Source organism: Nonomuraea sp. ATR24, assembly GCF_041950485.1.
Taxonomy (GTDB): Bacteria; Actinomycetota; Actinomycetes; order Streptosporangiales; family Streptosporangiaceae; genus Nonomuraea; species Nonomuraea ceibae.
Genome location: NZ_JBGNUU010000018.1, coordinates 71,525 through 92,700, shown reverse-complemented (window position 1 = coordinate 92,700; position 21,176 = coordinate 71,525). Strand labels below are relative to the sequence as shown.

Below are 21,176 nucleotides of genomic sequence, written 5' to 3'. Positions count from 1 at the left end.
CGTCACCATTCGATGCGAGAACCATAACTGAGCGTGATGATTGCCGCCCGGATTCTTGGCCAAGCGAAGAATCCGATCGCGCTCCGTAAGCGCACGAACCTGGACGAGCAGCGCGCTACCGTAGCGCTGTGTCGCAGCCCAAGCCCCTCAACCTGCCGTTCGATCCCATCGACCGTGCCGCGGAGTCCTGGCGCGCTCACTTCGGTCCCTCTTCCGCCATGGCCGCCGTCACGTCGATCATGAGAGCGCATCAGATCCTGCTGTCGCAACTTGACTCGCTCCTGAAGCCGTACGACTTGACCTTCGCCAGGTACGAGGCTCTGGTTCTCTTGACCTTCAGCCGGACCGGGGCGCTGCCGCTTTGGAAAATCGGGGAGCGGCTCATGGTCCACCCGACCAGTGTCACGAACACGGTTGACAGGCTCGAAAGGTCCGGCCTGGTCCGCCGCATGCCCAATCCGCGGGACGGCCGTGGTGTGCTCGCCGAGATCACCGAGGCGGGCCGTGACGTCGTGCGGCGCGCCACCGCCGAGCTCATGGGCGCCGACTTCGGCCTGGGCATGTACGGCGAGACCGAACTGCGGCAGATGTTCGAGCAGTTGCGCACGCTGCGGGTGGCGGCGGGTGACTTCTCCGGGCCGGACATGCGGCAAGATGAGGAGCATGGCGGACTTCTCTAGGCCCGGATCGCTCTACGGAGCCGTGGATCTGGGCGCGCGCAAGCAAGCCCTGGAATCGCAGGCCCGGCGGGAGGCGGCGGGTCCCCAGGGGGCCTCGCCGGCCTCGGTCGTGGACGTGACCGAGGAGACGTTCACGAGCGACGTCATCGACCGCTCGATGACCACGCCGGTCGTCCTCGACCTGTGGTCGCCGCGGGCGCCCGGCAGCGCCCAGCTCAGCCCCGTGCTGGAGAAGGTGGTCGGCGACGCCGGCGGCAAGGTGGTCCTGGCCCGGGTCAACGTCGACGCCAGCCCGCAGATCGCGCAGGCGCTGCGCGTGCAGGCGGTGCCGACGGTGCTGGCGATCTTCCAGGGGCAGGCCGTGACCGGCTTCCAGCAGGTGCTGCCCGAGCAGGAGGTGCAGCGCTGGCTCGACGAGCTGATGGGCGCGGTCGAGCAGTTCTACCAGGCCAACCCGGGCGCCCGGCCGCCGGCGGCGGAGCCGGGTGAGGAGGCGCCGCAGGCGCCCCCGGCCGACCCCGACCTGGTGGCCGCTGAGCAGGCCATCGACCAGGGCGACCTCGACGCGGCCGCGGCGGCCTACGAGCGGCTGCTGGCCCGCGCCCCCGGTAACGAGGACGCCAGGATGGGCCTGGCGGGCGTCAGCCTGATCAAGCGGACGGCCGACGCCGACCCGGCCGAGGTGCAGCGCAGGCTGGACGACCCGGCCGACATCGACGCCCAGCTCCTGGCGGCCGACCTGGAGATGCTGTCGGGCTCGGTCGACGAGGCGTTCAACCGGATCATCGCGGTGGTCAAGCGCACGTCCGGCGACGAGCGTGACAAGGCCAGGCGGCATCTGCTGGGCCTGTTCGACGCGCTGCCGGCCGAGGATCCGTCTTTGGCGAAGGCGCGTAGAGCTTTGTCGAGCGCTCTGTTCTAACCTGGGGGTATGCGTGTAGTCACGCTCTCCGCGACCTACGGCACGGCCGGCAGCCACATCGGCCCGGCCGTGGCCGAGCGGCTGGGCGTGCCCTTCGTCGACCGTGCGATCCCCGGCGCCGTGGCCCAGGAGCTGGGCTGCACGCTGGAGGAGGCGCTCGCCCATGACGACCGGGCCGAGCGCGGCCTGGGCAGGCTGCTGTCGGGCGCGATGCGGCTGCCGACGGTCACGTTCGGCGGCGTCGACATGTACGTGCCCGGGGTGCTGCCGCACGCGCCGGAGGAGTTCGTCCGCCACACCGAGCGGGTGCTCACCGAGACCGCCCGCGACCAGGGCGGCGTCTTCCTGGGCCGGGCCGGGGCGGTGGTGCTGGCCGAGCACCCGGGAGCGCTGCACGTGCGGCTCGACGGCCCGATCGAGCGCCGCGTCCGGCAGACCGCCACGCTCGGCGAGCTGACCGAGCGCGAGGCGCGCAGGATCATCGAGGACAACGACCGGGCCCGCACCGCCTACGTGCGCCACTTCTATCGTGCCGACCCAGCCGACCCCCGGCTCTACCACCTGGTCGTCGACAGCACGGCGATCCCGGTGGCGGCCTGTGTCGACCTGATCGTGACAGCCGCGACGGCGCTCGCTTGACCAGTTGCCCCCTACCATGGGAGGACTTCTTGGTCAGGCGCGAAGGAGCGATTGACGTGGCGACCGTCCCGAGTGTGTCGTACTCCATCACCGTGCGGCTCGAGGTGCCGGCCGGCGGCAAGGCCGTCAGCCAGCTCACCCATGCCGTAGAGTCGGCCGGCGGGGTGGTCACCGCCCTCGACGTCACCAACGCGGGCCACGAGAAGCTCCGCATCGACGTCACGTGCGCGGCGCGCGACACCGACCACGCCCAGGCGATCGTCGACCAGCTCGAAGCGGTCGAGGGCGTCGTCATCCACAAGGTCTCCGACCGCACGTTCCTCATGCACCTCGGCGGCAAGATCGAGATGAAGTCGAAGGTGCCGCTGCGCAACCGCGACGAGCTCTCCATGGCCTACACGCCGGGCGTGGCCCGGGTGTCGATGGCGATCGCCCGCAACAAGGAGGACGCCCGCCGCCTGACCATCAAGCGCAACACGGTCGCCGTCGTCACCGACGGCTCGGCCGTGCTGGGGCTGGGCAACATCGGGCCGGAGGCCGCGCTGCCCGTGATGGAGGGCAAGGCGGCGCTGTTCAAGCGGTTCGCGGGCATCGACGCCTGGCCGATCTGCCTCGACACCCAGGACGTCGACGAGATCGTCCGTGCGGTGCAGCTCATCGCGCCGGGCTTCGGCGGCATCAACCTCGAGGACATCGGCGCGCCGCGCTGCTTCGAGGTGGAGCGGCGGCTGCGCGAGCTGCTCGACATCCCGGTCTTCCACGACGACCAGCACGGCACCGCGATCTGCGTGCTCGCCGCGCTGACCAACGCGCTGCGCGTGGTCGACAAGCGGATCGAGGACGTGCGCATCACGATGGCGGGCGCGGGCGCGGCGGGCAACGCCGTGCTGCGGCTGCTGCTGGCCTCGGGCGCCCGCAACGTGATCGTCTGCGACTATCTCGGCGCCGTCCACCAGGGCCGCGACGACCTCGACGACTCGCTGCGCTGGATCGCCGACCACACCAACGCCGAGGGCTACTCGGGCGACCTGCGCGGGGCGGTCAAGGGCGCCGACGTGTTCGTGGGGGTGTCGGCGCCGGGCATCCTGACCGGTGACGACATCGCCACGATGGCGCCGGGCGCCGTGGTGTTCGCGCTGGCCAACCCGGAGCCGGAGGTCTCTCCCGACGACGCCCGCGAGCACGCCGCGGTGGTGGCCACGGGGCGCTCCGACTACCCCAACCAGATCAACAACGTGCTGGCCTTCCCGGGTGTCTTCCGGGGGTTGCTCGACGCGCAGGCGACCGAGGTGACCTCGGAGATGCTGCTGGCCGCCGCCGGAGCGCTGGCCGCCGTGGTCACGCCCGAGGAGCTGGGCCCCAACTACATCATCCCGAGCGTCTTCCACCCGGACGTGGCGAGCGCCGTGGCCGCCGCCGTCCGCGAGTCCGCCGGCGGCCGTGCCCGGGGCTTCACCGAGGCGTGACCGCAGCGGCGGCCCTCGCCGCCGACGCGTTCTCCCCGGTACGGGGCCCGTACCGGGGAGATGTCGTGACGAGGGCCGGTCGCGGGGTTCGCGGGCCGCGTCGGAAGCGGGGGAGAGCCCGTGATGGGGATGTCAGCGGGCCACGCGGATGAACGCGCCCGCCAGGGCGAGGGCGGCGTTGACCAGCACGGCGACGATCACGCCTTGGAGCACGCTGCCCATGGCGGCGGTGACCACGGCGCTCATGACCGGGATGCCCATGGTGATGCCGACCTGCTGGGTCATGGTGGCGAGGCCGGTGGCCAGGCCCTGCTCGGAGTCGGGCAGTCCGGAGGTGGCGGTGACCATGAAGGCCACGATCGCCACCATGTTGCCGATCCCGCCGGCGAAGGTGGCGGCCAGCAGCAGCCAGATCCAGCCGGGCGCGGTGCCGAGCAGGGCGAGCGACGCGGTGGCCGCGGCCTGGAGGGCGAAGCCGGTGGCCAGCGCCTTGCGGAGCCCGACGCGGGCCAGCACGCGCGGGGCGAGCACGCCGCCGACGACGGTGCCGAGCCCGAGCACGCCGAACGCCAGGCCGGTGGCCAGCGCCGAGTAGCCGAGCACCTTCTGCAGGTAGAGCGTCATGAGGAAGACGAGCGAGGTCTCGGTGGCGAAGGCGAGCAGGCCGGCCAGGTTGCCCCATTTGATGCTGGGGCGGGCCAGGACGGCGACCGGCACGAGGGGCGCGACGGCGCGCTTCTCGGCGAACCAGAAGGCGACGAGCAGCACCGCTCCGGCGGCCAGCCCGGCGAGCGCGACCGGGTCGGTGAAGCCGTGCTCGCCGGCGCGGGTGAGGCCGTAGACGAGGGCGAGCAGGCCGCCGGTCACCGTGACGGCGCCGAGCACGTCCATGCGGGGGCGGCGGTCGGGCCGGCTCTCGGCCAGCACGACGGGCGCGGCCACCAGGACGGCCAGCGCGACGGGCACGTTGACGTAGAACGCCCAGCGCCAGCTCAGCAGCTCGGTCAGCAGGCCGCCGAGGATCGCGCCGGAGGTGAACCCGGCCGACATCAGCGCGCCGTTCAGCCCGAGCGCCCTGGCGCGCAGCGGCCCTTCGGGGAAGGACGTGGTGAGCAGCGACAGCCCGGCGGGCGTGACCACGGCGGTGGCGAGCCCCTGGGCGACGCGGGCGGCGAGCAGCATGCCGGGCGAGGTGGCGAGCCCGCCGGCCAGCGACGACAGGCCGAGCAGCGCCATCCCGGCCAGGAAGAGCCGGCGGCGTCCGAACAGGTCGGCGATCCGCCCGAACAGCAGCGTGAACCCGGCGGCGGCCAGCGCGAACGTGGTGGCCACCCACTGCAGGTCGGCGAGGCCGAACCCGAGTCCGGCGCCGATCACCGGGAGCGCCACGTTCAGAATGGAGAAGTCAACAGCGAGCATGAACTGGGAGCCCAGCAGCAGCACGAGGACCAAGCGCTGCCGGGAGCTCATCCGATCGGTCACCCGCTCATCGAGCACAGTCACGTCATCCCCCTTAACGGGTAATCTGTTCCATTAGGATGGCGTGACCTTAACACATGAGGAGAATTAATGGAACAAGGGTCCCGTTTGGCGGGAACGGTCCGTCCTGGCGGCCGTACGGCGAAGGTGCGCGCGGCAGTGTTGCAGGCAACCCAGGACGAGCTGGTCGAACGCGGCTTCCACGGCCTCAACATGGAGCAGGTGGCCACCAGGGCAGGCATCGGAAAGACCACTATCTACCGCCGCTGGGGCACCACGGCCGGGCTGGTCACGGAGCTCATGACCGAGCTGGCCGCCCAGTCCTCGCCGCCGCCCGACACGGGCAGCATCCAGGGCGATCTGGAGGCCAACGCGATCAGCGTGATGGAGGCCGTCAACGACCCGCGCCTCGGCGCGACCTTCCAGGCCGTGATCGCGGCCGCCACCTGTGACGAGGGCGCCGCCGCGGCGCTGCGCGCCTTCTACGGCCGCCGCATCGCGGAGTGGGCGACGGTGGCCGACCAGGCGATCGCGCGCGGCGACCTGCCGCCCGGCACCGACGGCCAGGAGCTCATCAAGGCCGTCTCCGCGCCGCTCTATTACCGCCTGGTGGTGACGCGCGAGCCGGTCGACCGCGAGGCCGCGGTGCGCGCCGTGACCGTCGCCCTGATCGCGGCCCGGGCCGGCGCCTTCGTCACCGGCCCCGCCGCAGCGGGCGTCGGCGCGGATCCGGGCGTGCCCGGCCTCGGTGTGGAGCCCGCCGTTCCCGGCGTCAGTACGGGTCCCGCCGCGACCGGGGCCACAGCGACCCGTACCACCAGATGATCCCGCCGGTGAGCACCATGCCGCCGGCGGTGGCGAGCTTGCCCATCAAGTCCACCGGAGGCCCCGTGAAGGGCAGGTGACGCCGGCCGCCGGGGCAGTCGTTACGCACCCGCGTGGAGTCGATCAGGGTGTCGGGGTGGCTCTCGCTGACCGAGTACGCCTCGATCTCGACGCTGCCGCCGTGCCGGATCCGCACGTGCCGGGTGATCGCCTTGCGCGCGGGGATGGAGCCCGTCGCCACGGTCGCGGAGTCGGCGCGCAGGTCGAACCGGGCGAGCTGGCGGGTCTGGTTGCGCAGCGTCACGCGTACGGTGCCGGCCCGGCAGCCGATGCGGTCGACGCTCATTGTGAAGGGGTCGCCGGTGTCGGGCTTCGGCCAGGCGGGCGCCGCCGCAGGAGGGAAGAGCATGAGACCCAGGAGCAGTCCCAGACCTGCCAGGGCGAGACGGCGCATGTGACCCTCCCGAGTTCGCGAACTTTGGTACCTACCGTGCCCATATGACTACGAAAAGTAACATCGCCGGACCGGGGGAGCGGGAAGGCCGGTTCACCCCTCATGATGGAGGTATGGCGGAGGCGATCTACGTCGGCGGTTTGTTGGTGGCGACGCCGCTCCTCGACGACCCCAACTTCCGGCGTAGCGTCGTGCTGATCCTCGAACACGACCTCGACGGCGGCACCCTCGGGGTGGTTCTCAACAGGCCGAGCGAGATCTCGGTGACGCAGGTCCTGCCCGTGTGGGACCCGCTGGTGACCGGCCCGCCGGTGCTGTTCGAGGGCGGCCCGGTGCAGACCGACAGCGCGCTGGCGCTCGCGGCGGTGCCGAGCGGGGAGGAGCCGCTGGGCTGGCGCCGCCTCCACGCGGGCACGCCGGCGGTGTCACGGCTGGGCACGGTCGACCTGGACGCGCCGCCGGAGATCCTCCAGGGCGAGATCGCCCAGATGCGGATCTTCGCCGGTTACGCGGGCTGGACGTCGGGTCAGCTCGAGAGCGAGATCGCCGAGGGCGCCTGGTACGTCGTCGACTCCGAGGCGGGCGACACCTTCCACACCGACCCGGGCTCGCTCTGGCGTCACGTGCTGCGGCGGCAGCCGGGCGAGCTGGCCTTCGTCGCCACGTGCCCGGACGACCCGACGATGAACTAGACCGATGAACTAGGCCGATGAACTAGGCGTCCCAGCCGGGCCGCAGCGAGCGTTCCACGACCTGGAGGGTCTGCTCGACGCGGCGCACCATGAGCTTGAGGTCGAGGACGTCCGACGCGCAGCCGTAGTCGACGCGCATGGGCGACATCGCGAACGCCACGACCAGCGCCGGGACCGGGCCGGCGTCGAGGGTGACGCCCATCCGGGCGGCGACCGCCTCGGCCAGGCGGAGCTCGCTCTCCATGCCCCGGGCGATCGTGAAGGCGACGAGGTTGGGGTTGTCGTCGAGGACGCGCCGCAGTTTGAGGAACCTCTCGGTGTCGGCGGTCGTCGACTGCTCCATCTCGCGCAGCACCGCGCGCACGGCGTGGGTCATCGCGGCGAACGGCGGCTCGTCGGGCGGCCTGGCGGCCAGCGTCTCCAGCATCGTCTCCTCGCCCTGGTCGTGATACCAGAGCAGCAGGTGGTCCTTGCTGGTGAAGTAGCGGAAGAAGGTGCGGGAGGAGACGTCGACCGCCCCCGCGATCTGCTCCACGGTGGTCGAGTCATACCCTTGTTCGAGGAACAGGTCCAGCGCGGCGTCGAGCAGCGCGAGCCGCGTCTTCTCCTTCTTGCGTTCCCGCAGACCCACCGGCGTCACTCCCTCGAAACCTTCCTGTCACAGTATGACACAAGTCAGGATGCGACGAATAAAACTCATTTGTCATCTGGCAGACTCTGACGTAGATTACCCGGGCTTATGAGACGTACGCCCCGGTGTGGGGCGGGATGTGTTTAGGGGGACTTCATGGCACAGACGAAGGTGGTAGAGGCGCCACCACCGGGGGAGAAGGCCGCCAACCCTTGGCTGGTGCTGCTCGCGGTCAGCCTCGGCGTCATCATGGTGATGCTCGACGGCACCGTGGTCGGCATCGCCAACCCGGTGATCCAGTCCGATCTGGGCGCCTCGCTCGCCGACCTGCAGTGGGTGACGAGCGGCTACCTGCTCGCGCTGGCGGTCTTCCTGATCACCGCGGGCAAGCTGGGTGACCTGTTCGGCCACAAGCGCGTGTTCCTCATCGGCGTCGCCGGCTTCGCGATCACCTCCGTGGGCATCGGCCTCAGCCAGCAGCTCGCCGACATCGTGCCCGGCGTCACCCCGGTCGGCGCGCTCATCGGGCTGCGCGTGCTGCAGGGCCTGTTCGGCGCGCTGCTGCAGCCCGCCGCGCTGGCGCTGCTGCGCAACGCCTTCCCCGGCGAGAAGCTCAACCAGGCGATGGGCGCGTGGGGCGCGATCATCGGCCTGTCCAGCGCCGCCGGCCCGATCGTGGGCGGCCTGCTGGTCCAGGACCAGGGCTGGGAGTCGGTCTTCTTCATCAACGCCCCGGTGGGCGTCATCGCCCTCGTCATGGGCATCTTCCTGATCAAGGAGAGCCCGGTCAAGGTGCTCAACCGCATCGACTGGGGCGGCGTGGTGCTGCTGTCGGGCGCGATGTTCGCGCTCGTGTGGACCATCATCAAGGCGCCCGAGTGGGGCTGGGGCGACTCCACGACGCTGGGCTTCATGGGCGCGTTCGCGGTGCTGATCGCCGCGTTCATCTTCTGGCAGAGCCGGGCCCGGCAGCCGCTGGTGCCGCTGTCGCTGTTCGCCAACGCCTCGATCTCCATCGGCACCGTGCTGATGATGATGGTCGCGTTCGCGATGTTCGGCGCGATGTTCTTCCTGGGCTTCTTCTTCCAGGGTGTGCACGGCCTGAGCCCGCTGGACGCCGGCCTGCGCATGCTGCCGATGAGCGCCGGCATGATCGTCGCCTCGCCGCTGGCCGGCATGATGATCGGCAAGCTCGGACCGAAGATCACGATGGCGTCCGGCCTGGTGGTCACCGCCGGCGCGATGTTCCTGATGTCCCGCCTCAGCATGGACGCCTCGTTCCTGGAGAGCGCGATCCCGTTCGTGGTGCTGGCCTTCGGCCTCTCGCCGGTCTTCGTCGGCGCCACCGAGGTCATCGTGGGCAACGCGCCCGTCGAGCTCAGCGGCGTCGCGGGCGGCCTGCAGCAGTCGGCCATGCAGGTCGGCGGCGCGCTCGGCACCGCGATCCTGGGCGCCGTCATGGCCGGTGAGATCTCCGACAAGCTGCCCGGCTATCTCGGCCCGGCCGCCGCGAGCATCCCGCCGGACCAACTCGGGTTGCTGGAGAAGGCGGCCGCGTTCGGCGGCCTGCCGGCGGGCACGCCCGAGCAGCTCGTGCAGGTCGTGGGCCCGGCCGTGAACAGCGCGTTCATGGACGGGATGCACCTGGCCTTCCTGGTCAGCACCGGCATCGCGCTGCTCACCGCGGTCCTGGCCCTGTTCGTCAAGGCCGGCCGCAAGACCGAGGGCGCGCCGGTCCACGTCGGCTGACGCACTCTCCCGTACGGCTCCCTTCCCTCCGGGGACGGGAGCCGTATCGCTGTTCACGAGCGGGAGCGGTCGGCGGCGGGAATAGACTCGATGGGGTGAGCACGAAGATCCTTCCAGAGCAGGACACCCGTCCGCAGACCTCGCACGGCGACGGCGACCACGAGCGGTTCGCCCACTACGCCGACAAGCACAAGATCACCGAATCCATGGTGACGGGCACGCCGATCCGCGCGCTGTGCGGCAAGATCTGGGTGCCCAGCCGCGATCCCAAGAAATATCCGGTCTGCCCGGAGTGCAAGGAGATCTACGAGGGCCTGCCGTCCGGTGGCGGCGAGGGTGACGACAAGCAGTGAGTGTTGCTGACCGGTGATCGCCCACGGGAGGGCTACGGTTCGTATCCGGACCGCCCCCTACCGTAACGGGAGATCACATGACCCGGCGCGCCGCCGTCCTGATCGTCTGCGTGCTCGCGGCCGGGTTCACGCCGCCGGCCTCGCCGGCGGCGGCGTCGAGCTGCCTGCGCGCGGCCGGTCATCCGCGCTCGCCCGAGCCGCGCGCGCCCAAGCCGGGTGACGTGGCGGCGGTCACCGCCGAGCTCGCCCAGCGGCTGCGCGGCGTCAGGACGCCCGCCCGGATCACGGTGCCGACCTGGGTGCACGTCATCACCGACGGCGCCGCCAAGGCCACCACCAAGGCGGTCAAGGCGCAGATCGCGACGCTCAACGACGCCTACGCGGGCCGGCTCGGCGGGGCCGACACCGGCGTCAGCTTCCGCCTCGACGGCATCGCCGTCACCCGCGACGCCGCCTGGTTCACCGCGCCGATCGCGCACGAGCGCGCCATGAAGACGTCGCTGCGCAAGGGCGGGCCCGAGACGCTCAACCTCTACCTCGCCCAGCCCGGCGACCTGGTGCTCGGCTTCTCCTCCTACCCCTACTGGTACGAGTCCCAGCCCCGGCTCGACGGCGTGGTGATCGACTGGCGCGGCCTGCCCGGCGGCACGCTCGACGGCTACGACCAGGGCTACACCGGCGTGCACGAGATCGGCCACTGGCTGGGCCTGTTCCACACCTTCGAGAACGGCTGCGAGGAGCCCGGCGACGGCGTGGCCGACACCCCCGCGCAGGCCGGGCCGACCGAGGGCTGCCCGGTGGAGCAGGACACCTGCGCGGCGCCGGGCCTCGACGGCGTGCACAACTTCATGGACTACGCGCAGGACCGGTGCATGCGCGAGTTCACCGCGGGCCAGGGCCTGCGTATGCGCCAGATGTGGGCGGCATACCGGGTGCGCCCTACGATGTCCGGGTGACAGCACCAAACGCACTAGATGCCCCTCACGAGATCCCCCGCATCTTCAGCCATCCGTACCGGGTGGCGACCGTGGGCATCCTCCTCGTCGTCACCCTGATCGCCTTCGAGGGCATGTCGGTCGGTGTGGTCATGCCGCAGGTCGCCGCCGACCTCGACGCGCAGGAGATCTACGGGGTCAGCTTCTCGGCCTTCCTCATCGCCAGCCTGTTCGCCAACGTGGTCGCCGGCCTGTGGTCGGACCGGCGGGGCTACGCGCTGCCGTTCGTCGCGGGCGTGGTGCTGTTCGTGGTCGGCATGGGCATGGCCGGGGCCGCCGTGAACGAGATGCTGTTCCTCGTGTCCCGGGCCGTGCAGGGCCTGGGCGCCGGGGCGTCGATCGTGGCCCTCTACGTGATGATCGCCCGGGTCTATCCCGCCGTGATGCGGCCCCGCGTGTTCGCCGCGCTGTCGGCCGCCTGGGTCGTGCCCGCCATGGTCGGCCCCGCCGTCGCCGGCTTCGTGGGCGACACCTGGGGCTGGCGCTGGGTGTTCTACGGCATCATCCCGCTCGTGCTGCCCGCCCTGGTCATGCTCGTCCCGGCGCTCAAGAGGCGTCCCTCCGACGAGGAGACCTCGCCCGGCGAGGGGCCGCGCTCGCGGCCCGTGGCCATGACCGTCGCCGCCTCCGCCTCCGCCATGGGCGCCGGCGTGCTCCTGTACGGCGTCGACACGGTGCACAAGGCCGCCCTGATCGGCGGCCTCGCGTGCGCCGGCGGGCTGGCCCTGCTGCTGTACGGGCTCGTCAGGCTGCTGCCGCAGGGCGCGCTGCGGTTCGGTCGCGGGCTGCCGACCACGGTGATGATGCGCGGCCTGTTCTCCGCCGCGTTCTTCGGGGTGAACGGCTTCATCCCGCTGGCCCTGCACGACGTGAAGGGGTTCGAGACCGGCGCCGCCGGCCTCGCGCTCACCACCGGCGCACTCGGCTGGTCGGCAGGCTCGTACCTGCAGAGCAGGCGCACCGCCGAGCCGCACCGGCGGATCAGGTTTGGCGCGGCCTGCGTGACCGTGGGCATCGCGCTGTCGGTCCTGGCGGTGCTGCCCGGCGTCACCGGCTGGATCGCGGTGCCGGCCTGGGTGGTGGCCGGGTTCGGCATGGGGCTCGGGCTGACCACGGTCAACGTCACCGCGCTCAAGCAGTCGCCGGTCAGCGAGCAGGGCGCCAACAGCGCGGCCCTCTCGGTCACCGACATGCTGGGCTCCGCGCTCACGCTGGGCATCGGCGGCGCGCTGGTGAACCTCATCGGGCACGGCCCGGCCGAGCTCGTGTGGGGGTTCGCGGTGATCTGCGGGCTCATGGCGGCCATCGCGGTCGCCGCCCTGCTGCTGTCCTCACGGGTCGCGGCAAGGTGATTCTGCCCCTTCCGCCACAGCGATCACGGAACGCCTGAAGCCCCGCGCCCTGCGGTGATACGACTGCGGCACGAGGAGGTGCCATGGAGCGTGATCACCGCAGGCGGCCCTACGGCGGCGGGCACGGCGGCAGGCGCGGAGGCGAGCCGGAGGAGCTGTGGGACCCGGCCGCCCGCGCCGCCACGCGCGGCCTCGAACCCGAGGAGCCGGTCGGCCAGGCGTGGGACTCCCTGCCGCCCTCCGCCCGCCTCTACGGCGCTCCGGCCGCCCCAGGCGGCCCCCGGGTCCGGCGCAGCGCCCTGCGCCGCGTGTGGGCCCTCCTGCGGGGCCTGGCGGGAGGACGGTGGGGCCGCGCCGTGCTGGGCGCGGCCGTGGCCGTGGCGGCGGTGGCCGGGCTGACCGCCGTCGTGCTGCGGATCACCGCGCCGGGCGGCGCGGGGGCGCCGCTCACCGACACCATCGCCGGGGTGCGGCTGGCGCTGCCCGCCGGATGGCAGGAGGGCAAGGTGCCGCCCGTCACCGGGTTCACCTCGGTCGCCAGGGCGCCCGGCGGGGGCGCGCTCGTCATGGCCAGACCGGTCACCGGCGCGCCGGCCGACCCCGCCGGGGCGGTCAAGGAGGCGGCCGAGCGCTACTCCGAGCTGCTCCTGAAGGGCGACCGGGTGACCGTCGTCGCCGACGAGCCGCTCGCCCTCGGGCACACCAGGGCGCTGCGGGCCGAGTACGACGACGTGGTGAACCGGCCCGCCTACCTGCGCGTGACACTCGTCACCGAGAACGGCAGATCGGCGCTGCTCGTCGGCCTGCTCCAGCCCGAGGACGAGACGGGCAGGCAGGTCGTGGACACCGTGCTCGCCAGCGTGCGATATGCCGCGACCCGCCCATACCACTCCTGGGGCGGCTTGGCCAGGATCGACGATGCACGGCACGTCTTGTCGGTGAGCCCGATTACTCTTGGGTCACTGTGAGAGAGCGAAGCACACGAACCCCAGAGGTGATGCGGTGAGCACGTTCGCCGCATCCCACCTGTCGCCTTCCTATCCGGACCGGGCCGCGTGGGGCACCGCCCCCAAGCTCCGGGCCTGGCAGCAGCAGGCGTTCGACCTGTATTTCAGGCGCGAGCCGCGTGACTTCCTCACCGTGGCCACCCCCGGAGCGGGCAAGACCACCTACGCCCTGCGCATCGCCAGCGAGCTGATCGCCAACGGCGTGATCCGGGCGATCACCATCGTCACGCCCACCGAGCACCTCAAGCGCCAGTGGGCCGACGCCGCCGGCAAGGTCGGCATCAGCATCGACCCCGAGTTCAAGAACAGCCAGGGCGCCACCAGCCGCGACTACCTGGGCGTCGCCGTCACCTACGCCCAGGTCGCCATGCACCCGGCGCTGCACCGGGCGCGCACCGAGGCCCGCAAGACCCTCGTCATCTTCGACGAGATCCACCACGCGGGCGACGCCAAGTCGTGGGGCGACGGCGTGCGCGAGGCGTTCGAGCCCGCCACCCGCAGGCTCCAGCTCACCGGCACCCCGTTCCGCTCCGACGACAGCCCGATCCCGTTCGTCACCTACGAGGAGGACGCCGACGGCGCCAAGCGCAGCGTCTCGGACTACTCCTACGGCTACGGCCCGGCGCTCGACGACGGCGTCGTGCGGCCGGTCATCTTCCTGGCCTACTCCGGCGAGATGAAGTGGCGCACCAGGGCCGGAGACGAGCTGGCAGCCACGCTCGGCACCCCGCTCACCAAGGACCAGCTCTCCCAGGCGTGGCGGGCCGCGCTCGACCCCAAGGGCGACTGGATCCGCCAGGTCATGCAGGCCGCCGACCGGCGCCTGACCGAGGTGCGGCGCGGCGTGCCCGACGCCGGCGGGCTGGTCATCGCCACCGACCACGAGACGGCCCGCGCCTACGCCCGCCACCTGCGCTCGATCAGCGGCGAGGGCGCCACGGTCGTGCTCTCCGACGACCCCGGCGCGTCCAAGAAGATCAAGCAGTTCGCCGCGTCCGGCGACCGCTGGCTGGTCGCGGTCCGCATGGTGTCCGAGGGCGTCGACATCCCCCGCCTGTGCGTGGGCGTCTACGCCACCTCGACCTCGACCCCGCTGTTCTTCGCCCAGGCCGTCGGCCGGTTCGTGCGGGCCCGCAAGCGCGGCGAGACGGCCTCGGTGTTCCTGCCGTCGGTGCCGACGCTCATGGGCCTGGCCAACGAGATGGAGGTCGAGCGCGACCACGTGCTCAACCGCAGGCCGCCCGAGGACGGCCTGGACGACAGCCTCCTGGAGGACGCCAACCGCAAGAAGGACAACCCCGACGTCCTGGGCGACGAGCTGCCGTTCGAGACCATGGAGACGTCGGCGACGTTCGACCGGGTCCTGTTCGACGGCGGCGAGTTCGGCACCGGCGCGGAGATCGGCTCCGCCGAGGAGGAGGACTTCATCGGCCTGCCCGGCCTGCTGGAGCCCGACCAGGTCGCCACGCTGCTGCGCAAGCGCCAGTCCGAGCAGCAGGCCGCCAAGCGCGCCCAGCCCGCCGAGCGGGCCCCCGCGCTGGCCCCGCACGAGCAGATCGCCGAGCTCAGGCGCGAGCTCAACGGCCTCGTCGGCGCCTGGAACCATCGCACCGGCCAGCCCCACGGCGTCATCCACTCCGAGCTGCGCCGCGCCTGCGGCGGCCCGGCCATCGCCCAGGCGACGGCCGAGCAGATCCAGGAGCGCATCGACAAGATCCGCCAGTGGGCCACCCAGCGCCGCTGAGCGCCCGCCAAGTCAGTTGACGGTCACCGGCCCCGGCCGGTGACCGTCACGCTGCGCGACTCTGTTCGTTTGGCGACAGAGTCGTGACCTTCCGTTAGAGCACGTACGGATGAGGCAACACTGACCTTGGCCGCCTTGGGAGATGAGAAGGACGTTGCCGATGTCGTCTGAGGCCACGGGAAAGTCACTGCTGAGCGTCTCTTCCGGCCTCTCGCGCAACGCCGTCATCGTCCGGCTCGACGGCGAGGTCGACGGCGACGCCGTGCTCATCCTGCGCGACCACCTGGAGCGCGTGTGGGAGATCGCGCCCACCCCCTACCTCATCATCGACCTGGCCGGGGTCGGCTTCTGCGACTCGATCGGCCTCAACGAGCTCGTCGACATCATGCACCGGTGCGAGGCCCGCGGCACCCGCCTGCTGCTCGGCGGCGTGCAGGGCGTCATGGCCCGCGTCCTCTACATCACCGGGCTGCGCAACGCCTTCGAGGTCTTCGACACCTACGAAGAGGCGCTGCGCCACGCGAACTCGTGAGAACCCGTCTTCCTCGTCCGGGTGATAGCAGGTGACGACACCCGACGAAAGGGGGCGAGTTTGATCACGGACACTGCACGCGTGTCCACCGACGCCGAGGTGATCCAACGCTCCAGGCAGGAACCGGCGGCCTTCTCCACCCTGTTCGACCGGCACGCTCCGGCCCTGCACCGCTACGTCACCCGGCGTCTGGGCGACTCGCTCGCCGACGACGTCGTCGCCGACACGTTCCTGGCCGCCTTCCGGCGGCGCGACCGCTACGACCTGAGCCACGCCGACGCGCGGCCCTGGCTGTACGGCATCGCCGCCAACCTCGTCGGCAAGCACCGCCGCGCCGAGGTCCGCGCCTACCAGGCGCTCGCCAGGACCGGCGTCGACGAGGTGGCCGAGAGCTACGCCGAGCGCGTCGAGTCACGGGTGTCGGCCTCCGCCGCGCACCGCGACCTCGCCCGCGCGCTCGCCGCCCTCACCCCGGACGAGCGGGACGTGCTGCTCATGATCGCCTGGGCGGACCTCGGCTACGAGGAGGTGGCCGTGGCGCTCGGCATCCCGGTGGGGACCGTGCGGTCCCGGCTGCACCGGGCCAGGAAGAAGACCCGTGCCGCGCTGGGCGGCACGGACCCGACCCAGATCGCCGAGGAGGCAGACCATGGATGACCTGCGGATGCTCCAGGAGATGCGCGCCGACGCCCCCGAGCCGGCCGCCGACCGCCTGACCCGCATGCGGGCCACGGTGATGGACACGGCAATGAATGGCGCTCCCGCGCAGCCGTACGAACCGCTGGCGGCGGGCGCCGACGGCTCGGCACGCGCCACGCTGGCCCGGCGCACGCCGCGCCGCCGCCTGCGCAGGGTGGGCGCCGCGCTGGCGGGGGCCGCGGCGGCCGCCGTCGCGGCCGTCACCCTGTACGGGACGACGGCGACACCGGCGTTCGCGGTGGACAAGCAGGCCGACGGGACCGTCGAGGTGTGGATCAACGAGTTCCGCGACCCCGGCGACCTGGAGGCCGAGCTCGCCGCGGCCGGGGTCAAGGCCGTCGTGGACTACCTGCCCGCCGGCCAGACCTGCAAGGAGCCCAGGGGCGCGCACCCCGCGCCGGGCGGCCGGCTGGAGACGAAGATCGGCAGCGAGCGGGGCGGCATCTCCTTCTCGGTCACCGCCGGCCAGATCAAGGACGGGCAGACGCTCGTGCTCGCGGCCGGCGTCGACCGGGACGACCCGGGCAAGCCGCCCACCTCGATGTCGCTGACCGTCGTGGACGGTGAGGTCGCGCCGTGCGAGCCGGTGGCCATGCCGGAGCCCACCGCCCCGGCCCTGCCGGGCGAGCAGGGGGTCCGCTCCGGCACCGGAGGCGAGGACGACGGTCCGAGCCTGAACAGCGTGACCGAGTGACCCCCCGGACCGGCGGCCCCGCGCGGGCCGCCGGTCCGTCGCTAGGCTGGACCCTCGCTGGAGGTGATCCGCATGTCCCCTGTCGACCATCCGTGGGAGCCGATCCCGGTGTCCGAGGTCGCCCGGCTCTTCGCCGGCCTGGACGCGCCCTGGTGGATCGGCGGCGGCCACGCCGTCGAACTCGCCGTCGGACGCGCCTTCCGCGAGCACGGCGACGTGGACGTCGGCGTGCTGCGGCGCGACCACCTCGCCGTGCGGCGGCTCCTGTCCGGCTGGGACTGCTGGGCGGCCGACCCCGCCGGCTCCCTGCGCCCCTGGCCCGTGGACGAGACGCTGCCCGCCCGGGTGCACGACATCTGGGTACGCGAGGCGACCGGCGGGCCGTGGCGGCTCCAGCTCATGCTGGACGAGTCCGACGGCGACGACTGGGTCTACCGGCGCGCCCCCGGCATCCGGCGGCCCCTCGACACCGTCGTCGTCCGCGACGCCGGGCCGCCCCGGCTGGCGCCCGAGATCCAGCTCCTCTACAAGGCCAAGCACCGCCGCCCCAAGGACGACGCCGACTTCGCCCACCTGGCGCCCCTGCTCACCGGCGAACAGCGGTCCTGGCTGGCCGCGGCCCTCACCGAGGAGTTGGGGAACCATCCCTGGCTGGAGAAACTGCCACCCCGGTAGAACGATCCTCCTCCCGTATCGGGAGCGCCTTTCGCGTATCTGGAAACTCGCCTGACCAGAGCGTTGCCGGATGCGTACTCTTCGTGATCGGTGACGGCACATGGGTGCCGAGCTAACGTAGAAAGGTGCCAGAGGTGAGCTTGTACCTGCCCGAGGACATGAAGCACCGCGTCGCCGAGGCGGCGCGGGCGCACGGCCTGTCCGAGGAGGACTACATGCGCGACGCGATCGCGCGCGTGCTCAGCGACGAGATCGTCGGTGAGCGTCCCCGGCCACGCCTGCCGCTCTTCGACAGCAACGACCCGGGGATGGCCCGCAGCGTCGACGACGTCCTGGCCGAGGGCTTCGGACGGGACGGTATCGGCTGATGCTGATCGTCGACACCAGCGGCCTGTTCGCCGCCATCGACCGCGCGGCCGCCGAGCACGAGGCGGCCAGGAGCGTCCTGCAGACCGAGCGGGGGCCCATCCTGCTCTCGCCGTTCGTGCTGGGGGAGCTCGACTACATGCTCCTCACCAGGATCGGCCCGCGCGCGGAGCTCGACTACCTGCGCGAGGTGGCCGACGGCGTCTACGACCTCATGCCGATGACGCGGCACGAGGTCATGGAGGCGGCCGACCTCATCGGCCGCTACGCCGACATGGAGATCGGCCTGGCCGACGCCTCCATCGCGGTGCTGGGAGCCCGCCACAGGACGACCCGGGTGCTGACGTTGGATCAGCGGCATTTCCGGGCGATGAAGCCGCTGTGGGGTGACTGCTTCACCGTGTTGCCCGCCGACCTGAACTAGGGCCGGCGCGGTTCGCCGCCAGGGCCGCGCCGCCCTCCGGAGGCCGGTCCCCCGGGTGTCAGCGGACGATCGGGGCGCCGTGGAGCGTGGCGCCGGCGGCGTCGAGCTCGGCGAGCGCCGCCTGGGTGGTCTGGCGGGCGACCCCGGCCGTCAGGTCGAGCAGGACGCGCACGGCGAGGCCGTGCTTGACGGCGTCGAGGGCGGTGGCGCGGACGCAGTGGTCGGTGGCGATGCCGACCACGTCGACGTCGTGGACGCCGTGTTCGGCCAGCCAGTCGGCGAGCGGGACGCCGTCGCCGCTGGTGCCCTCGAAGCCGCTGTAGGCGGCGGCGTGGGCGCCCTTGCTGAAGACCTCCTCGACGGCCGCGACGTCGAAGGCGGGGTGGAAGTCGGCGCCGGGGGTGCCGGCGACGCAGTGGGCGGGCCAGGAGGCGACGAAGTCGGGCGCGGCCGAGAAGTGGTCACCCGGGTCGACGTGGTAGTCGCGGGTGGCCACGACGTGGTCGTAGCCGTGCTCGGCGACGTGGCGGGTGATGGCGGCGGCCACCTCGGAGCCGCCCGCGACGGGCAGGCTGCCTCCCTCGCAGAAGTCGTTCTGCACGTCCACGATGATCAGCGCGGTTCCCATACGGCTCACGATACGTCAGGCGAACTCGGTGGGGATGGCCGCGTACCCCCTGCCCAGGTGGAGGGCGTCCTTCGGCAGGCGGGCGACGGCGTCGGCGTGCCTGGCGCGGGCCTCGTCGAGCGGTTCGCGGCCGACGACCCGGCCGTCGCGCACCAGCTCGTGCATCAGCGGGATGCCGCCCTCGGGGACGAGGCCGGAGGTGGTGACGAGCTCGGTCTCGTAGTGGCCGGTGTCGTCGAGCAGCCGGTAGGCCTCCTTGCGCCCGCCGCGTGACGGCTTGCCGACCGAGCGTTTGGCCACGGGCTCCAGCTTGCCGGTGGCCGTCTCGCGGGCCACGAGCTTGTAGACCAGGGCGGCGGTGGGCACGCCGGAGCCGGTGACCAGGGAGGTGCCGACGCCGTAGCCGTCGACGGGCGCGGCGGCCAGCGCGGCGATGGCGTACTCGTCCAGGTCGGAGGTGACCAGGATGCGGGTGTCGAAGGCGCCGAGCGCGTCGAGCTGCTCGCGGACCTCCTGGGCGGCGGCGGCCAGGTCGCCGGAGTCGATGCGGACGGCGCCGAGCTTGGGCCCGGCCAGCTCGACGGCGGTGCGGACGGCTTCGGCCACGTCGTAGGTGTCGACGAGCAGCGTGGTCTCGGGCCCGAGTGAGGCGATCTGGGTCTCGAACGCCTGCCGTTCGGAGTCGTGCAGCAGGGTGAAGGCGTGCGCGGCCGTGCCCGCGGTCGGCACCCCGTACACGTGCCCGGCCATGAGGTTGGAGGTGGAGGCGAAGCCGGCCAGGTAGGCGGCGCGGGCGGCGGCGACGGCGGCGCGCTCGTGGGTGCGGCGCGAGCCCATCTCGATGAGCGGCCGTTTGCCGGCGGCGACGCTCATGCGGGAGGCGGCCGAGGCGATGGCGCAGTCGTGGTTCAGAACGGACAGGATCACGGTCTCCAGCAGCACGGCCTCGGCGAACGTGCCCTCGACGACCATGATGGGGGAGGCCGGGAAGTACAGGTCGCCCTCGCGGTAGCCGTAGACGTCGCCGGAGAAGCGGTAGTCGGCCAGGAAGTCGAGGGTGGGCTGGTCGACCACGTGGTTGTCGCGCAGGAAGGCGAGCTCCTCCTCGCCGAAGCGGAAGCGTTCGAGCTCGTCGAGGACGCGTCCGGTGCCGGCCACGACGCCGTAGCGGCGCCCGCCGGGCAGGTGGCGGGCGAACACCTCGAAGACCGCCCGCCGGTGCGCGGCGCCGCTCCGCAAGGCCGCCTGGAGCATCGTCAGCTCATAGTGATCCGTCAGCAACGCGGTGCTCATGCTCATCCTCACGAGTCGAAGACTACGGCTCACATAGGGCAGACTGCTGGATGTGGGTAGCACCTCTCCAACCACCGTCGAGCGCCCGGCAACGGACGTCCGGCCCGATCTGCCATGGGTCACGATCGTCTGGAACGACCCGGTCAACCTGATGTCGTACGTGACGTACGTCTTCCAGACCGTGTTCGGTTACCCCAAGGCCAAGGCCGAGAAGCTGATGATGGACGTCCACCAGAAGGGCAAGGCCGTGGTGTCCAGCGGCACCCGCGAGGAGATGGAACGCGACGTGCAGATCCTGCACTCCTATGGCCTGTGGGCCACCGTCCAGCCGGACTCGGCCACGTGAGCTCCGGGTTCTCCGCCGGCCGGGGCGGCAAGGTGGTCGCCACGTTCGAGGCGGGCGAGGTGGCGCTGCTGCGCTCGCTGGTGTCGATGGTGCTGGGCCTGGTGGCGCCGGGCGAGACGAGCGACGACCCGCTGGAGCGGGCGCTGGGCATCGGCGGGGGAGTGGCGCCGTCCGATCCGGTGCTGGCGCGGCTGTTCCCGTCGGCGTACGAGGACGCGCAGGACGCGTCGGAGTTCCGCCGCTACACCGAGGCGACGTTGCGCGACGGCAAGCGGGCCGACGCGCAGACGCTGCTCGACACGGCCGAGCCGGGGCGCGGCGAGCTGACGCCCGAGCAGGCGCAGGCGTGGCTGCGGGCGCTCAACGACGTGCGGCTGACGCTCGGCACCAAGCTGGGCGTGACGGAGGAGATCCACGAGGAGATCGAGAAGATGTCCGAGGACGATCCCCGCTATCCGGCGTTCGTCACCTATGACTGGCTGACCTACCTCCAGGACAGCCTGGTGCGCGCGCTCTGGTAACTTCCGCAGC

25 protein-coding genes are annotated in these 21,176 nt (G+C 71.9%); 20 read left to right on the top strand and 5 right to left on the bottom strand.

Annotated elements, in window-relative coordinates; all coding sequences use genetic code 11:
* Nucleotides 1-128: 128 nt before the first annotated feature.
* From ACBI99_RS34100 to ACBI99_RS34085, 4 genes are read left to right on the top strand one after another with little or no spacing between them, the layout of a single operon-like run.
* A complete protein-coding gene (locus ACBI99_RS34100; RefSeq protein ID WP_219505794.1) occupies nucleotides 129-680 on the top strand; it encodes a MarR family winged helix-turn-helix transcriptional regulator in 552 nt (183 codons plus the stop codon).
* Nucleotides 664-1,602: a tetratricopeptide repeat protein gene (locus ACBI99_RS34095; RefSeq protein WP_219505791.1), complete on the top strand. Its 939-nt coding sequence runs from the start codon at nucleotides 664-666 to the stop codon at nucleotides 1,600-1,602. Before ACBI99_RS34100 ends, ACBI99_RS34095 begins: the two co-directional genes overlap by 17 nt.
* 9 nt (nucleotides 1,603-1,611) lie before the next feature.
* On the top strand, nucleotides 1,612-2,241 hold the full coding sequence (locus ACBI99_RS34090) for an AAA family ATPase (protein ID WP_219505789.1): 630 nt from the start codon (nucleotides 1,612-1,614) through the stop codon (nucleotides 2,239-2,241).
* Nucleotides 2,242-2,297: 56 nt separating this feature from the next.
* Nucleotides 2,298-3,707 (top strand): NAD-dependent malic enzyme, encoded by a 1,410-nt coding sequence (locus ACBI99_RS34085; protein WP_219505787.1) that lies wholly within the window; start codon nucleotides 2,298-2,300, stop codon nucleotides 3,705-3,707.
* 132 nt (nucleotides 3,708-3,839) lie between these two features.
* Here ACBI99_RS34085 and ACBI99_RS34080 read toward each other — a convergent pair whose 3' ends face one another.
* Nucleotides 3,840-5,210, bottom strand: coding sequence for an MFS transporter (locus tag ACBI99_RS34080; RefSeq protein ID WP_375074332.1), 1,371 nt, complete (start codon nucleotides 5,208-5,210; stop codon nucleotides 3,840-3,842).
* 135 nt (nucleotides 5,211-5,345) lie between these two features.
* Here ACBI99_RS34080 and ACBI99_RS34075 point away from each other — a divergent pair, with 135 nt between their 5' ends.
* Nucleotides 5,346-6,011 (top strand): TetR/AcrR family transcriptional regulator, encoded by a 666-nt coding sequence (locus tag ACBI99_RS34075; RefSeq protein ID WP_357591277.1) that lies wholly within the window; start codon nucleotides 5,346-5,348, stop codon nucleotides 6,009-6,011.
* On the opposite strand, the gene ACBI99_RS34070 is transcribed toward ACBI99_RS34075, so the two are convergent.
* Entirely contained in the window at nucleotides 5,959-6,465 is a 507-nt protein-coding gene (locus ACBI99_RS34070) for a hypothetical protein (protein ID WP_219505783.1), read from the bottom strand. The two genes, ACBI99_RS34075 and ACBI99_RS34070, sit on opposite strands and share 53 nt — an antisense overlap.
* Nucleotides 6,466-6,578: 113 nt before the next feature.
* Here ACBI99_RS34070 and ACBI99_RS34065 point away from each other — a divergent pair, with 113 nt between their 5' ends.
* Nucleotides 6,579-7,157: a YqgE/AlgH family protein gene (locus tag ACBI99_RS34065; protein WP_219505781.1), complete on the top strand. Its 579-nt coding sequence runs from the start codon at nucleotides 6,579-6,581 to the stop codon at nucleotides 7,155-7,157.
* A 22-nt stretch (nucleotides 7,158-7,179) separates the two neighbouring features.
* Here the strand turns inward: ACBI99_RS34065 and ACBI99_RS34060 are convergent, their stop codons facing one another.
* Nucleotides 7,180-7,788, bottom strand: coding sequence for a TetR family transcriptional regulator (locus tag ACBI99_RS34060; protein WP_219505779.1), 609 nt, complete (start codon nucleotides 7,786-7,788; stop codon nucleotides 7,180-7,182).
* Between the two features lie 156 nt (nucleotides 7,789-7,944).
* On the opposite strand from ACBI99_RS34060, the gene ACBI99_RS34055 reads away from it, so the two are divergent.
* The 12 genes from ACBI99_RS34055 to ACBI99_RS34000 all read left to right on the top strand — a co-directional run bounded on the left by ACBI99_RS34055 (nucleotide 7,945) and on the right by ACBI99_RS34000 (nucleotide 18,378).
* Nucleotides 7,945-9,537 carry a DHA2 family efflux MFS transporter permease subunit gene (locus ACBI99_RS34055; RefSeq protein ID WP_375074331.1) on the top strand — a complete coding sequence of 531 codons (1,593 nt, stop codon included), beginning with the start codon at nucleotides 7,945-7,947 and terminating at the stop codon, nucleotides 9,535-9,537.
* A gap of 95 nt (nucleotides 9,538-9,632) precedes the next feature.
* A complete protein-coding gene (locus ACBI99_RS34050; protein ID WP_219505768.1) occupies nucleotides 9,633-9,890 on the top strand; it encodes a DUF3039 domain-containing protein in 258 nt (85 codons plus the stop codon).
* Nucleotides 9,891-9,967: 77 nt separating this feature from the next.
* Nucleotides 9,968-10,846 carry a zinc metalloprotease gene (locus ACBI99_RS34045; protein WP_219505766.1) on the top strand — a complete coding sequence of 293 codons (879 nt, stop codon included), beginning with the start codon at nucleotides 9,968-9,970 and terminating at the stop codon, nucleotides 10,844-10,846.
* A gap of 71 nt (nucleotides 10,847-10,917) precedes the next feature.
* The gene (locus ACBI99_RS34040) at nucleotides 10,918-12,237 is read left to right on the top strand and encodes an MFS transporter (protein ID WP_375074330.1); all 1,320 of its coding nucleotides are present in this window, start codon (nucleotides 10,918-10,920) and stop codon (nucleotides 12,235-12,237) included.
* Between the two features lie 83 nt (nucleotides 12,238-12,320).
* Nucleotides 12,321-13,205, top strand: coding sequence for a hypothetical protein (locus tag ACBI99_RS34035; protein ID WP_219505761.1), 885 nt, complete (start codon nucleotides 12,321-12,323; stop codon nucleotides 13,203-13,205).
* Nucleotides 13,206-13,239: 34 nt separating this feature from the next.
* Nucleotides 13,240-14,988, top strand: coding sequence for a DEAD/DEAH box helicase (locus ACBI99_RS34030; protein WP_308125784.1), 1,749 nt, complete (start codon nucleotides 13,240-13,242; stop codon nucleotides 14,986-14,988).
* Nucleotides 14,989-15,148: 160 nt separating this feature from the next.
* Complete coding sequence (locus ACBI99_RS34025; protein ID WP_219505759.1) at nucleotides 15,149-15,520, top strand: anti-sigma factor antagonist; 372 nt, start codon at nucleotides 15,149-15,151, stop codon at nucleotides 15,518-15,520.
* Between the two features lie 81 nt (nucleotides 15,521-15,601).
* A complete protein-coding gene (locus tag ACBI99_RS34020) occupies nucleotides 15,602-16,177 on the top strand; it encodes an RNA polymerase sigma factor (RefSeq protein ID WP_308125783.1) in 576 nt (191 codons plus the stop codon).
* The gene (locus ACBI99_RS34015) at nucleotides 16,170-16,913 is read left to right on the top strand and encodes a hypothetical protein (protein ID WP_375074329.1); all 744 of its coding nucleotides are present in this window, start codon (nucleotides 16,170-16,172) and stop codon (nucleotides 16,911-16,913) included. The genes ACBI99_RS34020 and ACBI99_RS34015 overlap by 8 nt, the downstream gene beginning before the upstream one ends.
* A gap of 72 nt (nucleotides 16,914-16,985) precedes the next feature.
* Nucleotides 16,986-17,588: a nucleotidyltransferase domain-containing protein gene (locus tag ACBI99_RS34010; protein WP_375074328.1), complete on the top strand. Its 603-nt coding sequence runs from the start codon at nucleotides 16,986-16,988 to the stop codon at nucleotides 17,586-17,588.
* Between the two features lie 134 nt (nucleotides 17,589-17,722).
* Entirely contained in the window at nucleotides 17,723-17,956 is a 234-nt protein-coding gene (locus ACBI99_RS34005; RefSeq protein WP_375074327.1) for a ribbon-helix-helix protein, CopG family, read from the top strand.
* Nucleotides 17,956-18,378 (top strand): VapC toxin family PIN domain ribonuclease, encoded by a 423-nt coding sequence (locus ACBI99_RS34000; RefSeq protein WP_375074326.1) that lies wholly within the window; start codon nucleotides 17,956-17,958, stop codon nucleotides 18,376-18,378. The genes ACBI99_RS34005 and ACBI99_RS34000 overlap by 1 nt, the downstream gene beginning before the upstream one ends.
* Before the next feature lie 58 nt (nucleotides 18,379-18,436).
* Here ACBI99_RS34000 and ACBI99_RS33995 read toward each other — a convergent pair whose 3' ends face one another.
* Entirely contained in the window at nucleotides 18,437-19,006 is a 570-nt protein-coding gene (locus ACBI99_RS33995) for an isochorismatase family protein (RefSeq protein ID WP_219510373.1), read from the bottom strand.
* A gap of 15 nt (nucleotides 19,007-19,021) precedes the next feature.
* Complete coding sequence (locus ACBI99_RS33990) at nucleotides 19,022-20,305, bottom strand: nicotinate phosphoribosyltransferase (protein ID WP_375074325.1); 1,284 nt, start codon at nucleotides 20,303-20,305, stop codon at nucleotides 19,022-19,024.
* A 46-nt stretch (nucleotides 20,306-20,351) separates the two neighbouring features.
* On the opposite strand from ACBI99_RS33990, the gene clpS reads away from it, so the two are divergent.
* The gene (gene clpS / locus ACBI99_RS33985; protein ID WP_219510375.1) at nucleotides 20,352-20,645 is read left to right on the top strand and encodes an ATP-dependent Clp protease adapter ClpS; all 294 of its coding nucleotides are present in this window, start codon (nucleotides 20,352-20,354) and stop codon (nucleotides 20,643-20,645) included.
* The gene (locus ACBI99_RS33980) at nucleotides 20,642-21,166 is read left to right on the top strand and encodes a DUF2017 domain-containing protein (protein WP_357591269.1); all 525 of its coding nucleotides are present in this window, start codon (nucleotides 20,642-20,644) and stop codon (nucleotides 21,164-21,166) included. The genes clpS and ACBI99_RS33980 overlap by 4 nt, the downstream gene beginning before the upstream one ends.
* Nucleotides 21,167-21,176: the final 10 nt, after the last annotated feature.